This is a genomic window from Pseudoalteromonas piscicida (genome assembly GCF_000238315.3).
Classification (GTDB): domain Bacteria; phylum Pseudomonadota; class Gammaproteobacteria; order Enterobacterales; family Alteromonadaceae; genus Pseudoalteromonas; species Pseudoalteromonas piscicida.
Genome location: NZ_CP011924.1, coordinates 2,026,686 through 2,043,259, shown reverse-complemented (window position 1 = coordinate 2,043,259; position 16,574 = coordinate 2,026,686). Strand labels below are relative to the sequence as shown.

At 44.2% G+C, this 16,574-nt stretch carries 14 protein-coding genes; 7 read left to right on the top strand and 7 right to left on the bottom strand.

Annotation, left to right across the window (positions count from 1 at the left end):
- Positions 1 to 56: 56 nt before the first annotated feature.
- Positions 57 to 1,895: a di-heme-cytochrome C peroxidase gene (locus tag PPIS_RS09450; protein WP_010375870.1), complete on the bottom strand. Its 1,839-nt coding sequence runs from the start codon at positions 1,893 to 1,895 to the stop codon at positions 57 to 59.
- Between the two features lie 184 nt (positions 1,896 to 2,079).
- Here PPIS_RS09450 and PPIS_RS09445 point away from each other — a divergent pair, with 184 nt between their 5' ends.
- The 5 genes from PPIS_RS09445 (at position 2,080) to PPIS_RS09425 (ending at position 8,766) form a co-directional block, all read left to right on the top strand.
- Positions 2,080 to 3,582, top strand: coding sequence for an ethylbenzene dehydrogenase-related protein (locus PPIS_RS09445; protein ID WP_019647509.1), 1,503 nt, complete (start codon positions 2,080 to 2,082; stop codon positions 3,580 to 3,582).
- Positions 3,579 to 4,250, top strand: coding sequence for an Lcl C-terminal domain-containing protein (locus PPIS_RS09440; protein ID WP_010375867.1), 672 nt, complete (start codon positions 3,579 to 3,581; stop codon positions 4,248 to 4,250). The genes PPIS_RS09445 and PPIS_RS09440 overlap by 4 nt, the downstream gene beginning before the upstream one ends.
- A gap of 11 nt (positions 4,251 to 4,261) precedes the next feature.
- Positions 4,262 to 6,226 (top strand): pre-peptidase C-terminal domain-containing protein, encoded by a 1,965-nt coding sequence (locus PPIS_RS09435; RefSeq protein ID WP_010375866.1) that lies wholly within the window; start codon positions 4,262 to 4,264, stop codon positions 6,224 to 6,226.
- A gap of 256 nt (positions 6,227 to 6,482) precedes the next feature.
- The gene (locus PPIS_RS09430) at positions 6,483 to 8,210 is read left to right on the top strand and encodes a hypothetical protein (protein WP_010375865.1); all 1,728 of its coding nucleotides are present in this window, start codon (positions 6,483 to 6,485) and stop codon (positions 8,208 to 8,210) included.
- An 88-nt stretch (positions 8,211 to 8,298) separates the two neighbouring features.
- On the top strand, positions 8,299 to 8,766 hold the full coding sequence (locus PPIS_RS09425; protein ID WP_010375863.1) for a DUF4920 domain-containing protein: 468 nt from the start codon (positions 8,299 to 8,301) through the stop codon (positions 8,764 to 8,766).
- A gap of 3 nt (positions 8,767 to 8,769) precedes the next feature.
- On the opposite strand, the gene PPIS_RS09420 is transcribed toward PPIS_RS09425, so the two are convergent.
- From PPIS_RS09420 to PPIS_RS09400, 5 genes are all read right to left on the bottom strand, one after another.
- Complete coding sequence (locus PPIS_RS09420) at positions 8,770 to 9,258, bottom strand: hypothetical protein (protein WP_010375861.1); 489 nt, start codon at positions 9,256 to 9,258, stop codon at positions 8,770 to 8,772.
- 116 nt (positions 9,259 to 9,374) lie between these two features.
- The gene (locus PPIS_RS09415; protein WP_010375857.1) at positions 9,375 to 10,052 is read right to left on the bottom strand and encodes a glycine-rich domain-containing protein; all 678 of its coding nucleotides are present in this window, start codon (positions 10,050 to 10,052) and stop codon (positions 9,375 to 9,377) included.
- A gap of 113 nt (positions 10,053 to 10,165) precedes the next feature.
- Complete coding sequence (gene phaC / locus PPIS_RS09410) at positions 10,166 to 11,932, bottom strand: class I poly(R)-hydroxyalkanoic acid synthase (RefSeq protein WP_010375854.1); 1,767 nt, start codon at positions 11,930 to 11,932, stop codon at positions 10,166 to 10,168.
- Between the two features lie 62 nt (positions 11,933 to 11,994).
- A complete protein-coding gene (locus PPIS_RS09405; protein WP_010375853.1) occupies positions 11,995 to 12,342 on the bottom strand; it encodes a phasin family protein in 348 nt (115 codons plus the stop codon).
- 101 nt (positions 12,343 to 12,443) lie between these two features.
- Positions 12,444 to 13,193 (bottom strand): SDR family oxidoreductase, encoded by a 750-nt coding sequence (locus PPIS_RS09400; protein ID WP_010375851.1) that lies wholly within the window; start codon positions 13,191 to 13,193, stop codon positions 12,444 to 12,446.
- Positions 13,194 to 13,408: 215 nt separating this feature from the next.
- Between PPIS_RS09400 and PPIS_RS09390 the strand changes: the two genes are divergently transcribed.
- Positions 13,409 to 13,951: a hypothetical protein gene (locus PPIS_RS09390; RefSeq protein WP_010375848.1), complete on the top strand. Its 543-nt coding sequence runs from the start codon at positions 13,409 to 13,411 to the stop codon at positions 13,949 to 13,951.
- A 115-nt stretch (positions 13,952 to 14,066) separates the two neighbouring features.
- On the top strand, positions 14,067 to 14,912 hold the full coding sequence (locus PPIS_RS09385) for a TolB-like translocation protein (protein ID WP_010375845.1): 846 nt from the start codon (positions 14,067 to 14,069) through the stop codon (positions 14,910 to 14,912).
- Between the two features lie 25 nt (positions 14,913 to 14,937).
- Here the strand turns inward: PPIS_RS09385 and PPIS_RS09380 are convergent, their stop codons facing one another.
- Positions 14,938 to 16,455: a winged helix-turn-helix domain-containing protein gene (locus tag PPIS_RS09380; RefSeq protein ID WP_010375842.1), complete on the bottom strand. Its 1,518-nt coding sequence runs from the start codon at positions 16,453 to 16,455 to the stop codon at positions 14,938 to 14,940.
- Positions 16,456 to 16,574: the final 119 nt, after the last annotated feature.

The following is a 16,574-nucleotide window of genomic DNA, read 5'->3' as shown; positions in this document are numbered from 1 at the left end:
CGGTTATAAGTCAAAGGGCCTGTATTCGGCCCTTTGTTTTTAGTGCTACATGGCGTTTATAGTGTTTTCAAAAACTCAACGATTTGCCATTTTTCATTGTCACTCAAGGTTGTGCCGTAAACGTGACCGCTGTTATCATTGCCCGGCATCACTTCACCGCTGGCTTTGTTCACATTGAACTCGTTCATGCCTTGATGAGTAATATAACCAACGTTGATAGGATCGAATTCACGACTGCCAACCCAGAAGGTATCTGGGCGCGACTCTGGTGATTGTAGTAGTGACCATAGGTTTGGCACCGAGCCATTATGTAAATAAGGCGCGGTTGCCCAAATTCCATTTAACGGCCTTGCTTTGTAGACACCTGCATCGTAAAAACCATCCACACAATCTTCGTTAGTATTGGGGGTTAACTGTTGTCTATTTGCCAAATAGACTTTGAGGCGCTCTTCAATGGATTTTTTCACGGTGGTTTTCTTACCATCTGGCCCGGTGCGCTCTGCTATTAAGCCCGCTTCGATTGCTTTGATGGGATCTTTTAGCACTAGACCCACAACCCCATTTACTGGGATATCGATAGCGCTATCCACTGCTTGGAATTTGTCTCCCGCGATAATGTCGGTTTTTGTGCCTTCCAAGAACAGTGTTTTTGCCATGTGGCAGCTTGCGTTATTAGACATAGTCGGATCGGTACCTATCTCTTTTACCGGTACTTTTACTGCTTCGTAATCCTTGAGTAAGTTTTTGCTATCAATAAGTTGGTGGCAGTTGGCACAATTTGCTTGGAATAGCATTTTCCCTTGTGCCGCCTTATTGGTGTCAATCCCCGGAAGGTATTGCTCAGGCCAAGCTGGTGGCAGAAGTGTTTTTACCCAGGCTTCTAGTTGCCCTAACGCATGCATGTCTACCGTTGAGCTATATCGAGCATGTTTTCCCCAAACGCGCTGCCAAACCGGTGCTTCTTCAATGGATAACGAACCAAACACACCGACAACTTCACCAATGTTGCGTACTAATGGGCCGACCACAGGAATATTGGGGGCGGAAGCATTCCACTGCACAACATTTGACTGGTGCGTCCCCCATAAAAATGGATAGGAGACGGGCGCGGTGGGCGCATTTTTATTGTTAAGGTCGTCAAGCGCAAATGCCGTGCCGGCGTTTTGTATATTGCCAAATGCATCAAGTCGAGCATAGCTAGTAAAATCGTCTGGATAGTCTTCGGGCAAGTCATTAACGGTTTGTCGCTCGGCGGTTGCAAGCGCCACATGCTTGAGATCGTCTCGTAGATCATCAATCAATTCTTGCGATGCCCCTTCTTTTAATACGCGCATCGCGAAACGGCTAAACTTTTGATTATCGTTAAGGGTCGCTTCTAACGCGGCATTTAGGCGGCTAAAGAAGAGTACAAAGTTGGCGAGGGTGGGCGCACCTTCTACCAAGATTTTTGTGCCATTATAGTCAATTTGGTTAGTGTGACATGCTGCACAGGTCATCCCGACCCAAGCTTGTCCCGTGGTTTGATTGTTATGCACGGCAAAACCGATGGGCAAGCCTGAAGGGTTATTGGCGGCGGTTTTACTGGGCAGGTAGCGCAGCATTTCCATATGTTCGCTATCGCGAAAGAGCTTTTTACTATTGGGTTGCTCTAACCAAGTAAACCAAGTATAGGGAATGATTTGTGACCCTTGGCCTGTAAACCAAAAGTCTTGCCGAAGTTTATCTGACCACCCTTGATTGAGCCAAACTCGCTCAGGCACTTGACCAGATTCTGCAACCGGGTCGAGCGTTTCTTTTGGCACAGAAGGTTTTTTACTTGGTGAGCTACAACTTGCGAGAAACAATGTGCAAGCCACTGCCGCACTTACATATTTTATTACTAGTCTATTGTTCATGTTGAACTGTCCGTGACGGTCGAAGTACCAACTACCTTAGTACAAACTAATTAACAATCAAGTTACACGACATTACACGTGCCGCTAATTCACAAGATGAGAAAGTCTCATCTTTCCAAATATGAAATATTTATGTAAATTTATTTGTTTACACTAAATTTACTTTATTTGTTCGGGAGCGGTTGTGCGTCGAAGTAGTTTTGCCATTTTTCATGTTATGGCGGTAATAGTTATCTTGGTTGGGTTACTGACAGGTCCTCGTTTGGGCATTATCAATCATGATTTTCTGGCGTTTCTTTCGCCTTTGCTTCCCCAAGGCGCGTTGCTGTCAATGCATGTGTTATTTGGTTGCTTACTCACCTTGATTGCGATTGTTTTTACTTTGGCAACCATTCGCGCACCGTTTCGTGGTGCACCAAGCAAGTTTGATAAAGCTGTTAACTACATTGGGTATCTTGTTATCGTGCTGAGTATAGCCACCGGTTGGTTACTTTGGCTCAATCCAGAGAGTCTAAGTCTAGTCATTCATGGGTTATCAGCGACAGCCATTTTTTTGTATTTGGTGTTACATGGCATAAAGCACACCGTATTTAAGGGCAAGCAAGTACTGAGCGTATTATTGCCTAGAAACGCGCTTATTTTACTCAGTTGCAGTATTGCTCTGGTGTATTTTTGCGGCCTTGGCATAAAGCTTATTGTTGCAGATCAGCATTTACGGTTAGAAGTTGCGCCGCTATCAAGGCAAAGCCACCTTGAAATAGACGGTAAAGGAGACGAGCCTGAATGGTTGCGTGCTAAGCCTATTAAGTTAACTACATTTGGTGGTGCAAACTTCTTGGATGGGAGTAGTGAGGTCGAAATAAAAGCGTTGAGCAACCATGATGAAACCTTTTTTCTGATCCGCTGGCAAGATCCGACCGAAAGTCTAGAGCATCTGCCGCTCGAAAAAACCTCGAACGGTTGGCAAGTACAAGAAAATGGCTTTTATCGCTTTGACGAGCGCACTTATTATGAAGATAAGTTTGCCATTATGCTATCGACTACCTGTGAACTAGGAGGTGATGGCACCGTTCAATACGGCGATGCGCCGCTTGCAGGCAAGCCCCGTAACTGGCATGGCAAGGGCTATCATGCAAGTACGGACGGCCGCACGCGAGATTTATGGCACTGGAAAGCGCTGAGAACCAATGACATGTACTTGGCCGATGATAATTTTTTTGGGCCGCCTCAAAGCGTTGCACTTGGGCAAAGACGCTACACCGCAGGGTATCAACCTGATGGCAAAGAAAGCGGTGCTTATGTGATGAACTGGTGCTGGTACTCACCGACTGAGGTTACGCCAAAGCGAATACCAATCCCATCGCCAGATATCACTGAGCGCAAAGTCCTTGATTGGTTTGCCAGCGAAACCTACAACCCACAACGAGACATGGCGAAAATTGGCGAACAGTTACCGTCCGTGTTGTACCGTTCAAATCGCTTTGAAGGAGATAGAGCAGATGTTAGAGCTAGGGGAGAGTGGCGCGATGGCTATTGGACGCTAGAGCTGGTACGTAAACACCAAACGCATTCTCCTCTTGATGTTGAACTGCGCTCTGGTGTTTGCATGTGGGTTTCGGCATTTGATCACGCACAAATCGCGCATACTCGTCACCACAGAGCTATTCAATTGAGGTATATGCTATGACCGTTGCCTCACGTTTAATACTTAGTTTAGCGATTGCCGCTGTGGCGATTAGCTACTTGTTATTCAGCGCTCCTGAGCGAGAAATTCCAACTCATGCACGCTTTATTAAAGTCACCAATGACATGCAGTTTTTGTCTGTATGGCAGGGCCCTTGGCATTGTGTCTATGATAAAAAGCTTAATCTGCTTTGGGAAGTAAAACGAGATGATGAGTCTATTCACGATGGCTATTGGAGTTACTCTTGGTATGACGGTCAATTTGGTCATGCTGATCAAGGTGATTGTTATTTCGAAGCATCCCACTGCGACAGCCAAGATCTGATCCGTAAAACCAACCAAGCTTCATTATGTGGTAGTGCCGAGTGGCGCTTACCTACACCTGATGAGCTGCGCTCTTTAATTCAAACACCAAATAGTCCCGGAAAGCCCCATATCGCAAGTGATTTTTTCCCACACATTAAAAATGGTGACTATTGGAGTAGTGAGGCTGGAGTGTCGTTACCCAAGTCGTTTAAGCGTGAAAAGTTAGGGGCAACGGCCGTGAATTTTCAATCGGCAGAGACGCTTTCGCTCCCTTATGCAAACGCCGCATTTGTCATGTTGGTGGCTACGCCGTCAACACCACTCTCATTGGCTCAAAGTCGTGTTGAGCCTGTTACTCTAAACTAGGAACCAAGGAAATGAAATATACTCAAATGGCAACTTTTGTGGTTGCAGTTGGCCTATCTTGTAGCAGTTTTGCTGCGAGTGACTACCATCGTCTTGTGTGGGACACCAGTCCAAGCACTTCAGCAACAATAGGATTTACACCCACATCAGGCACTAATCATATTGTTAAATATGGCAGCACAACGGATGAGCAGAGCTGGCAAAGTGCTGCGGTCAGCGCAACGCATACCTTTGACGGTGGCCTCTCAAGTTCATTTGTGAAATTAACCGGTTTAACCCCAGATAGTGCGGTTTATTATCGTGTTTGTGATTCACAAGGTTGCGGTCAGCGTTTGTGGTTCAGAACTGCGCCGCAAACGGCATCAGGGATCACTGCTGTAGCTGGTGGTGATACGCGCACAGGTTGGACAACGCGTCGTAAAGGCAATGAGTTGATCGCTAAAATTCGACCGTTATTTATTATGCATGGTGGCGATTACACCAATGCAAACTCCGTTTCTGAAATGCGTGAGTACTTAAAAGATTGGCAATTAACCTTTTCGGATGATTTGATAGATGGCCTTGCATACAAGCGAATTTATCCATTTGTAGCAACACATGGCAATCACGAAGACGATAACTACAAAACGCTATGCGAAGTATTTGGTGTAGATTATGACCAAGATGGTGCGTGTACAGCAAAAGATACCTATGGTGCTTTTAACGTGGCGGGGCTTTTAAGGGTTTATACCTTAAACAGCCAATTTAAAAATAGTGGCTGGTCGAGCTATGCTACGGCGATGAACAATTGGCTGAAAAGCGACTTACAGTCTCAGGGCAACAGCGCAACGTGGCGTATCGCTCAGTATCACAAGCCGATGTATCCTCACTATTCTGGTAAGTCAGACAACACCATATTACACACTTGGTGGGCACAAGACTTCTATAATAATGCGATGAACTTAGTGGTAGAGTCCGATACTCATATCAATAAACTAACTTACGCACTAACGCCTACCAGCAATGGTTTTACGGCAACGACGCAAGGCGGCACCGTTTATGTGGGTGAAGGAAGCTGGGGTGCACCGGCAAGAAGCGCCAATGATCCAAAAAGCTGGACTATCGATCTTGCGAGTATTCAACAGTTTAAGGTGTTGAGTGTGACAAACGATAAGCTCACAGTTCGAACCGCTGAGTTTTCAAGTAATGCAACCGCGTTATCTAAAGCGCAGCGAGATGCTGATCCGCTCGCGTTACCTATGAATATGACATGGTGGTATGCCGCTGAAATTGGTGATGAACTGAATCTGATCAAAGCAAGCAATAATCTATCCGTGATTGAAACTCCCATTATTGAGCCGCCAGCTGCAATTGAACTTATCAGTGGTCAAACACAAGCGAATGTCACTGGCGCTAAGTCTTCTCAGACACTTTATTACATTGATGTGCCAGCAGGAGCAACGCAGCTAAAAGTCGAAACGGCGGGCGGCAGTGGGGATGTAGATATGTATGTGCGCTTTAATGCGGAGCCAACGACACAAAACTACGATTGTCGACCCTATAAATCAGGTAATAATGAAGTCTGTGCGATTACTCCAGTACAAACAGGTCGTTACTATGTCATGCTTAATGGCTATGAGAGTTATTCAGGCGTTGCGCTAACGGCTACGGTTTATACTGACACTCCTCCAGATCAAGGCAATAGCCAGCAATGGTTGGATCAATCCGCCAGTAAAGGTCAGTGGCAGTATTATACTTTTGACGTGGCACAGGGCACACAGAGCCTGCAAGTAAAGGCATCGGGTGGTACTGGAGATGCTGATTTATATCTGCGCTTTGGTCAACAACCAAATAGTAATACCTACGAATGTCGGCCTTATGAAAATGGCAATAATGAAACATGCACAATCACCAATCCAAATGCGGGAACTTGGCATATTGGGCTCTATGGTTACGCTGCTTTTTCAGGATTGACTCTACAAGCAGAAAGTCAATAACCCTGTAAATGAGAGCTTGGTGGTTATTGGTGTAACGATCAAGCTCATTTTAAAACTGACCGAATTTTGAGAGTAGCTTGACCGTTCACAATTAATGGAATTGAGACAATAATCGAGGTACAATACCGCTGCATTTTTGGGCATGCAATTGTCTTTATGCAACGACCTCTGACGCGCGCAATCGTTGCGGTTCGTAGGGAAGAATAAATTTACCACGTGTTTGGCTATGTACCGTGGTGATAACAAGGAATCAATTATGAATACAAAACTTCTCGTTGGCTTAGGTGCGGTGGCTATTGCCGTTGGTGCTTATGTAACCACTCAATCATCTTCTTCAAGCATCGCGATGGAACAACTGGAATATGTTCCGGCTGATACCGCTGTATTTTGGGGGCAATTAACGCCTTTTGAGCAGCAAAAATATTTATCTTTTATGCCTGAATCGCTTAGAAAAGTACAAGATCTTGAAGAAGTAACTGGGTTGCTTAGAAAAGAAAATGACAAACATCTTAATTTTCTGGCAACGCTATTAGAGCAGTACAATCTAGCAATGACATCCCCTGAGCAAATGAAAGCTATCTTAGGTATGGGTGAGACAGTTAGAAGTGTATTCTACACCGTTGGATTGTTACCGACACTGCGTTATGAGCTTGCAGATCCTGAAGCTTTTCAGCGCACAATAAAAATGGCTGCAAAAGATGCCGAAATCACATACCAAGAAGATACGCTTGATGGCGTCGCATTAACGCGTTATCAGCTTGAGTTCGCGCCAGAAGCTAAAATTGAGCTTATCACATCCGTGCAGGGTCAATGGGTAACGACGACATTTAACACGCCAATTAACACCGAGGCGGATTTAAAAGTTGCTTTGGGTATTGCCAAACCAGCCCAGTCACTGGCGCAATCTGGCAAACTTGAGCAATACAATACGCAGTTCGGTTTTGATGGTTCGTCAATTGCGTTTCTGAACCATGTGGCTATCGTCGATGGCATTACTGCAAATAAGCAGTCTGATTTGACTCGTATGTTAGATAACCTATTGCAGCTAGGTGGTGGTACTGAGAAATTAGCAGCGGTACGTGCTCCTGAGTGTCAGGCGGACTACAGTGAAATCGCCAATCTGTGGCCAGCAACGGTATTGGGTACCAAGAATATTCAATTTACTAATTCTGCAATCGACTTTGAAGTTGATACTGTGGTGGTGGGTAAAGATGCCGAACTGATGAAAGCGCTTGGGTCGATCCGTGGCTTTATTCCTGCCCACGTCACCAACGGTGAAGAGAAAGTACTAGGGTTTGGCTATGGTGTTGATGTTGCAAAAGTTGCGCCGCTTGTAAACACCCTTTGGGGCCGCTTTACTAAAGCTGAATTCAAGTGTTCTGAACTCGTTGCGCTACAGCAGCAAGCGAAACAAAACAGTCCAATGGCTATTGCGATGATGACAGGCATGGCGAACTCGGTTAAAGGCGTGAGTGCATCCGTTTTTGATCTTATTATGGAGCCAAACGACCAAGGCATGCCAGAACCTAAAACGTTTGATGCTCTAGTCACATTGTCTGCCGAAGATCCTTTAGTACTTGTTAATACGATAAAAGGGCTTGCACCTATGCTGGGTCAAATTCAAATCCCAGAAGATGGTACTCCGGTTTCAATTAACCAGTATATTCCATCTCCACAGCCTTTAGATGTAGATATTAAACTAGCAGTTAAAGGCGATCACTTGGTATTGTTTACGGGTGAAAAGGCGACGGTTATTGCTGAGAAAATGGCAAACCAAGCGCTAGAAACTAATGGTATGACGCATTTGAGCATGGATATGCAAGCGTTTTTAGCACCAATGTTAGAAGCGGCAAAAGCGACGGATCTCACTATAACTGATAGTATGGATGCAGTTTTACAGCAAAATATGGTGTTTGAGTTTAGTATGGATGTTGCAGATCACGGCCTTGTATTTGGCACTGATATGAAGCTGAAAAAACTATAACGAGCAAAAGCTAAAATGATGTTAAATATGCCGACTTTAAGTCGGCATATTTGTTTATACTGGCTGTAATTTTTGAGAAGGAGGTTTTATGAAATTACAAAATAGGTTGCTGCTGATGTTGGCATTGCTTAGTACTATATCTTATGCAAGTGATACTCAGTTTGGCGGTGGTGCAGACATGAGTAAGCTCGTTGCGGGCAAAGACGTATTGAAAAATACTGAGCAGTTTGTGGGGAGTCAGATCACGCTGTCGGGTGAGGTGGTCAAGGTGTGTAAAAAGCGTGGTTGTTGGATGACACTGAAAGTAGATAACGGCGAGGAAATAAACGTAAAGGTACGGGATGGCGATATGGTTTTTCCAATGTCCGCCATTGGAAAGCAAGCCTATGCGACTGGAATACTTGAGCAGTTCGAGTTAGACATTGAGAAAACGAAGCGTTATTTGGCTCATAGAGCACATGAAAACGGTGAAGTGTTTGATGCAAGCAAAGTCACTGAGGGAATGAATCTAGTTAGGCTCAAACCGGACTCAGTAACGATTTTAGAAGCGCAATAAAAGCTATTTCACAAGTACGGCGTACTCGAAGTTTGTGCGCTGTGAATTTGGGCTGATCACTACTTGGTAAGTGTCAGCGCCAAGCATCACATAATTCACCTTACCCACCTTGAGCGGTTTTGGTGTGCTATCTAAATCCATTATCCAGACACCAGTTTCTGTATCCGGAGCCAAGTTTATTAAGGTTCTTCCTGCGTTATTTGGAATATATAAAGCGGCATTGCTACTTTTACCCCAAATCGCTTTGAGTTTGTGGTTTTCCGACACCAATGTGTAATCCGCAGGACCGGAAGGGCGCATATCGGTCTGACGTTTGACTTCACACTGTTCACATTGAATTGAGGGAGCTGACAGGTGCGTTTGCAGCTGACCATCAAAAATGATGCCTTCTGAAGCTATTCTCCACAAAGATTGACCTTCGCCCAGCTGGTGGCATCCCGACATCAGTAAGGCTGAAAATAGCAGGCTGTAATGTTTGTTGAAAATAGGCACCGGATCACCAAAAGAAAACTAGTTAAACCGGTACAAATAGTAGCTAATCTTTGGCGCCAATATAAGGCCTTAACGTTAACGAATGTAAAAGGCCGCATCCTAGAAATACTTTGTGTTTAACTACTACAGCCGCTACCGCAACTTGAATCACTACTACAACTTGAGTTTGAAGAGCTTGAGGAAGTGCTGCTGTCGCCACTGTCCATTGACGTACACCCGATGTGCCCGGCATAGGTTGTGCTGCTGGAGTCGCCTTTGGCAATGGGCTCTCGAAAATCAGTTGCCGAGTAGTAATAGCCATTTGGGATGTTAAGTAAGGCATCCAGTGCGAATAATATAGGTAAAGTAGCTGGTCTTCGCGGAGATATTCCTTCGATGCTACAGCAGGCTCTCCATGTTTTACGCAAACTGAGTTGAGCTTTGTTTTTCCCTTTCATTGCCTCAGATGGACAATGGTGTAAGAAACGGTCAAAGGCCTGGTAGCAAAAGGAATGATACTCTTGTGTATGTAAAATAAATTCATGCCACAGCGCATCGACAACCAGAGAGGGCATAGCCAAGGATTGATCTTCGAGCAATAAGTTCGCTTGAAAAAACTGCTTAAGGCCTAGCTCAACCTGTGTCAGTTGCTCATTGGTAAGCTCAGGGTAATGGTGGCTGAGTTTGGGCCTTAAATGTGTGAGATTGTAATCTTGAATAAAACTACGTCTACGTGCCGTCGTTTTTACTTTTTGATATTGTAATACGCCAACAAAGGCTACGAACGCCGCAACAAGTATAAGAAATCCAATCATGTTATTTCCCTATATTTTTGCGTCCTAGACTGACCGAATGTATAGAATGTGTCAATAACGGGAAATATTAGAAGCAAGATTTCTTGCCTCTAATTGATTTGATTGTAAGTTTCTTAAATACTCTGTTTGACGTATTCTCCGGGGGCATCGTAAATCCCCGGTTGTTCATCATTTTGTGCAGCACGAGCTGGGACTTGCTCTGGGTTTATTTGATGTAACCACTGTGCCCAATGGGACCACCATGACCCGCTTTCATGCTTTGCCGAGGCAAGCCACTCAGCGGGGTTTTCTTGGTCTTGTCCATCAAACCAATAACCATATTTGTTTGCATTTGGCGGGTTAACCACACCAGCAATATGACCAGACTCACCGAGCACAAAGGTGAGCGGGCTGCTGAGTCTTTTGGCCCCCTCAAAAGTGCCTTGCCACAGCGCAATATGATCGTCACGGGTAGAGAGAAAGTAGACTGGCTGCTTTACTTTACTGAGGTCAATTTTAGTGCCACGAATACTGACAGATTTGTCTTCAATAAGCTGATTATTGAGATATAAGTCTCGTAAAATAAAGTTGTGGCAGGCCGCTGTTAGGTTCGTGCTATCACTATTCCAGTAGAGTAAATCTAAGTCGGCGGGCGCTTTGCCTTTGAGGTAGTTATTGACGAAGTAATTCCAATACAAGCTGTTTTCTCTCAGCATACTAAAAGAAGTACCGAGCAAGTGCCCAGACATCACGCCATTTTGATTATTATACTGCTCTAGCGCATTAATGGTGGGCTCATTGATAAATGCGCCAAGTTCTCCAGGCTGCGAGAAATCTAAAATCGTAGTTAGCAAGGTTGCACTTTTTACTCTTTGTTTGATGCGCTTAGCAGCAATATAGGCCATACACGTAGTGAGTAGAGTACCGCCGATACAATAACCCACAGAATGGATTTGGGTTTCGCCTGTTTGCTTTTCAGTTTGCTCTAAAGCACATAACACACCGTCGACGACATAGTCTTCAAACGCAATATTTGCCATGCTTGGATCTGGGTTTTTCCATGACATCATTAACACAGTATAGCCCTGTTCAAGTGCCCATTTAACCATCGAGTTATCTGCTCTCAAGTCCAAAATATAGTATTTATTAACAAATGGCGGCACGATAAGCAGGGGAGTCTTGTGTACTTGCTCCGTAGTCGGATGATATTGGATCAATTCAAACAAGTGGTTTTGGAATACCACTCTTCCCGGTGTACAAGCTAGGTCTTCTCCAAGTGTATACGCATTTTCATTGGTCATGCTGACTCGGAGCATTTCAGTACTTTTGGCTAAATCTTTTTTTAAGCGCGCCAGTCCATCGAATAGGTTCTGCCCGTTACTTTCTAGCGTCAGCTTGAGTAATTCAGGGTTGGTTGAAACAAAGTTGCTCGGCGATACTGAATTAACGGACTGTCTTGCAAAAAACGCTAATCGCTCTTTAAGTTTTGGGTCGAGACCTGGGGTATTTTCAATGGTGTTTTGTAGTGATTGTCCAAACCAAAGATAGCTTTGTTTAAGGTAGTTAAACCAAGGATTGTCCTGCCAATCTGGGTCTATAAAGCGTTTGTCTCCACGCTCAGGGCTAATAATGTCTTCTTTCTCATCAATCGTTTGTGGCATAAAACTGTTTTGAAAAATTGCAAACTGAGTTTGCCACCACGCATTTTGCTGTTTAATAAAGGTTTCTGGTTGCTGATTGAGTGCACTGAGCCAACTTTGTAAGTCGGCTTGGTTTTGCTCATTTAATGCATTTTGTAATGGATTCTCTTTACCAAAATTTGTCGCTGCGAGCTGCCACAATTCTTGGTTATATTGCCACCACGCAGTTAACCCTTGCTCAATATTTTCTTGAGTGCCCATACAGGTAGATCCTTTGTGTTGTTTGAACGGGTAAGGCGACCTAAGCCGCCCAAAATTGCAGGTTATTGCGCTTTCGCTGTTTTTAGCGTTTCTTTACCAAGAGATTCTAAGCTGTCTTTAAATTCTTGACCTAACTGAGAAAGCTTTTGATCATCTTGGATCATCTGTTGGCTTAGTGCGTTTAACGCGTTCAACTGACTTGCGTTAAAATCCATCATAGATTTTGCATCTTTGATTTCAGTCGCTTGCTTTAGCTGCTCAATGGATGTTTTAGTGATCTGTTCAGCCGAGTGCAGCTGAATTTTAGATAGTGCTTCGATGTTTTTTGCCACGATTTGGTTAAACTGTACCGCTGGTGCAAAGAATTGCTCAGTTTGTTCGTTGAATGTTTTGAATAAATCGCTGTACATGGTCTTTTCCTTGTTATCGATTAAGTTAACACAATGGATGATAGTGAATAGTTGGCACCACCGAACATCAGGTACAGCTCGCTCCCTCAGTGGTACTTAGGTTATTGCATGTATAGGCCGCCATTGAGCGACAGGGTTTCGCCAGTAATGTAACCGGCTTCTTTTGATGCTAAGTAAGCAACTGCAGCTGCAACTTCGTCAGGCGTGGCTAAACGCTGCATCGGTACTTGTGCTTTTATGCTATTTAATACGTCTTCACGCATGGCGCTCACCATAGGCGTTTCTGTGTAGCCTGGTGCTACTGCATTGACGGTGACACCGCTTCTCGCACCTTCATAGGCTAGCGCCTTAGTAAAGCCAATCATGCCCGCTTTCGCAGCGGAATAATTTGCCTGCCCAAATTGACCTTTTAGGCCATTAACGCTAGAGATATTAACGATACGACCTTGCTTATTAGCGCACATTGAAGCAAAGACCGGGTTGGTCATATTAAAAAGGGAATTTAGATTGGTGTTGATCACCTCGCTCCATTGCACGTGGGTCATTTTTTTAAACGCTGAGTCGCGTGTGATCCCGGCGTTGTTTACGAGTAAATCGATATTACCAAATTCTTGTAGGACCTGAGTCATCGCTGTGTGGCACTGCTCAGCATTAGTCACATCCAAGAATAGAGGTTTTACTGCCGCTGGATTGATTTGTAGCGTGTTAAGCCAGAGATCAAAGTCGGCCTCATTACGCCTTTCGCTTGCTATCGCGACAACAAAAAAATCTTTTTCAATGAGTGTTTTCGTAATAGCAGAACCAATACCACCGAAGGCACCAGTTACTACCGCAATTTGCTTGTTTTCCATAACGCTCCCGCGAAAAAAGAGGCTATACCAACATACTTCCTAGCCGAGTTAGCTTATCGAGTATTTTTGCTGGTATTTATGACAAATTGGTCGCGAGTTGATGTCAGTTTGAAGACAGCGGAAACGAAATTAGGAACGCACAACGTAAATTTAATTAAGTTTTATCCAGTTTTTCCGATATGTATAGCAAACAGTATCTATCCCAAGGAGTGAAAATGGATATTCAAATACATCAAGGTGGCTTACCACCGCTAAAGCAACAGACTGAATTGAAATCACAAGGCTCGGCTCAAGTTGCTTCCAACCAGCTAAAAACGAAATCACCAAGCGATGCGGAAGAAAAGCCAGAGGTGCCCGCGATGCTCTCCAAAGAGCTTGATGATGAAGCAGCTGGTTATAAGGAAGATAACCCTGTATTTAAAGAGGATTATGAAAACTTAGAAAAGGCAATGGACCTTATTCAAGCGCAAATTCGTAAACTCCAAGAAAGAATTAATAAACTGATGCAATCCCAAGAGCAGCGCTTTCTAAAAGTCGAACAACACCCAGACGCGACTAATGATGAGCAGCAAGCTTTAATCGAACACGTAGGCAGTAAAAAGTACCGTGACCAAACAAAAGTGGATGAAGTGGAAGTGCTTGAAGAGCAGCTCTCTGAATTTAAACAGCAAGAAGCGGAGCTTCGCATCCAGATGTTAAAGATGATTTTGGCGGAGCGAGAGCGGTTAGAAGAGCTTAAACGCAAAGGAAAACGGTAGAAATCAGATAAAGGTCATTAATAAATCATCAGAAATTCAAGAGAATTTTGCTGAAATTGTTACCTTACCCACTCTCAAAAAAATAATCTCTAACCGAAGAAAGTGAGTAATAAAAATGAAAATAAACATTGGTTTAGCGCTGTTGATGATATCAATGTCTGCTAAGAGTTTCGCGCAGCTTAGATCCGGTCCTTATCTTGGCCAAACACCTCCTGGGGACACACCTCAAGTATTTGCGCTTGGCACGGTGTCAACAGAGCACAGAGATCACAATGCGTTTTTCTCCCCGGACATGAAAACCTTTTATTTTACGCGAAAGGATCTGAACGTGAACCGTTGGAGTTTAATTGCATACAAGCAGCGAGGTGAACAGTGGCATGATACGGTTGTTGGTCCAAGAGTTGGCAGGCCATTATTAGCACCAGATGGCGTGACCATGCATATGGGTAAATATGTTATGACACGTCAAGAGGGGAGCTGGTCTGAAGCCAAAAGTCTAGGCCCTATGTTTGATAAAGAAAGCTGGGGGATCATGCGGTTAAGTGCATCTGCGAGTGGTACGTATGTGTTTGACGATTATAAAAGTGGCGATGTTATTAGGATCTCTGAGGTGAAAAACGGTCAGCGCCAACGACCGGTTAAATTAGGTCCTGAAATTAACACTGGCCTTTATAATGCACATCCATTTATCGCGCCCGATGATTCTTACATTATATGGGACGGGGTTCGAGATTCAGGGTTTGGTAACTCGGATCTTTATATTAGCTTCCGCTTGAAAGACGGTAGTTGGGGCGAAGCGATTAATTTGGGAGACAAAGTGAATACCAGTGCGCGGGAGGCGTCAGCGAGTGTCACGCCCGATGGTAAATATTTGTTCTTTAACCGTACCACACCTTCACGAGATGCTGATATTTTTTGGGTTGATGCTCAGGTAATCGAAACGCTAAGACCTGCTAATTAACTTATTGGTATACAGCGCACAGTGACTACTTTGGTGTGCGCTTTATTCTTTTCTTTAAGTTAGTCAGAGTAAGCTGCTCAACAATGCTATCTAAAAAATGAGCTTGATCTGCCGTGATATTGAAGGGTAATGCTTTAAACCTAAACTCGTCACTAAATCCCAGTTGAATAGCCTGTTTGAAATAGTCCTGAGCCTTGTCATTTTGCTGATGGTAAAGGCTGATGAGACCGAGGCTAAAGACTAATTCAGGGTCTTGGTTGCCGGCCTTTATCTGGTTGGCAATATCATTGGTGTATTTACTTATTGATTGATGCTTAGCAGTGAGGAGTGACAAGTATAATTGACTGAATAATGCGTATTTACCGTGCTTTTCAACAGTCAGCGCTAAAACATCGGTCGCTTTATCATGATGATTGTTACTTAGATAAGAAAGGGCTGTGAACCAGTTTAATGTCTGGGAATTTGGTGCGGCTTTGGCTAATAAGTTAAGTTGTTGGATGGCTTGTTCGTGCCGCGCTTGTTGCTGCAAAAACTGGATGTGTTCTAGTTGTATCCAAGGAGAGCCCTTTACTTCAGGGCTGGCATTGACAAGTACCTTGCTAAACCAGTTGGCCATATACATTTTGCGCAGGCAGTGGAGGTAGCTAGCAACTACCTTGGGTTCGGTGGGAGAAGCCTCATAAGCTTGGCGTGCTAGCGGGTATGCATCAATGGTATTGCCTTGCAAGAGATAGGTCTCGGCTAGGTGTGACTTTAACAAAGGCCAATTAGGTGTATTTGCTATGGTGTCATTTAGAAGTTTTTGTGCTTGATGGTAATGCCCTTGAAGCGTCTGTGCTTGAGCCAAAAGCAGATTTGCTGATGGACTATCAGGTGTTAAGTCCAGCGCTTTTTCTGTATTGATCCGGCTTTTCGTCAGCGCGTCTGCAACCTGATTATATAAGTTGTAGTCGCTCAATAATGCTCGACTCAAGCCCTTATAATTCTCATCTACATCTTGCGATGTTGTGATGCTTTGCTGATACAGCGCTATCGCCCGCAAATTATCTTCTAAAGTTTGTTGGGTAAAGTGTTGCTGGGCGATGCTCAATGTTGCGTCCGAGTTTGTTGAAGAAAATGGTGAGGTAAAAGGGGAGTGATATATACAGATTGCAGACACCAGAATTAAGCCGATACTTCCGCCGGCTAGAGTAGTAAATCGTTTTACTGCTGGCGCTTGCGCTTCATGATTTATCATATTAACGGTTGCGCTAAAACGGTATCCGAAGCTGCGTTCAGACACGATATATTCTGGTTTATTGGCATCATCTTCAAGGAGCTTTCGTAGCCTTGCTATTTGTTTTTTAATCGCATCATGAGTCACGACTCGACCAAGCCAAACTTGTTGTTCTAATTGCTGGTGGCTCACAAGGTGAGGTGCATGCTCAATCAGGTTCAGCAACAATCTATGCGCGAGCGGTGTCAGTACATGAGACACGTCGCGATGACTGATGGTGCGAGAAGATACATCAAAGTCCCATTTTTGATTCAACTGATACTGCAAGTCATCAATCCTGTATTTTTTATTTTATTGATTTAAAAGCTTTTAACTGTTCTGTCACGCAATGTCACCAAAGCACACTGGCAAGCCAACATTAGATACGTAGAGTAAGACTCGTCATA

Excerpts from the sequence above, each read along its gene's own strand:
- PPIS_RS09450 (WP_010375870.1), bottom strand. The coding sequence starts at position 1,895 with ATGAACAATAGACTAGTAATAAAATATGTAAGTGCGGCAGTGGCTTGC.
- PPIS_RS09440 (WP_010375867.1), top strand. The coding sequence starts at position 3,579 with ATGACCGTTGCCTCACGTTTAATACTTAGTTTAGCGATTGCCGCTGTG.
- PPIS_RS09435 (WP_010375866.1), top strand. The coding sequence starts at position 4,262 with ATGAAATATACTCAAATGGCAACTTTTGTGGTTGCAGTTGGCCTATCT.
- PPIS_RS09430 (WP_010375865.1), top strand. The coding sequence starts at position 6,483 with ATGAATACAAAACTTCTCGTTGGCTTAGGTGCGGTGGCTATTGCCGTT.
- PPIS_RS09425 (WP_010375863.1), top strand. The coding sequence starts at position 8,299 with ATGAAATTACAAAATAGGTTGCTGCTGATGTTGGCATTGCTTAGTACT.
- PPIS_RS09415 (WP_010375857.1), bottom strand. The coding sequence starts at position 10,052 with ATGATTGGATTTCTTATACTTGTTGCGGCGTTCGTAGCCTTTGTTGGC.
- phaC (WP_010375854.1), bottom strand. The coding sequence starts at position 11,932 with ATGGGCACTCAAGAAAATATTGAGCAAGGGTTAACTGCGTGGTGGCAA.
- PPIS_RS09405 (WP_010375853.1), bottom strand. The coding sequence starts at position 12,342 with ATGTACAGCGATTTATTCAAAACATTCAACGAACAAACTGAGCAATTC.
- PPIS_RS09400 (WP_010375851.1), bottom strand. The coding sequence starts at position 13,193 with ATGGAAAACAAGCAAATTGCGGTAGTAACTGGTGCCTTCGGTGGTATT.
- PPIS_RS09390 (WP_010375848.1), top strand. The coding sequence starts at position 13,409 with ATGGATATTCAAATACATCAAGGTGGCTTACCACCGCTAAAGCAACAG.
- PPIS_RS09385 (WP_010375845.1), top strand. The coding sequence starts at position 14,067 with ATGAAAATAAACATTGGTTTAGCGCTGTTGATGATATCAATGTCTGCT.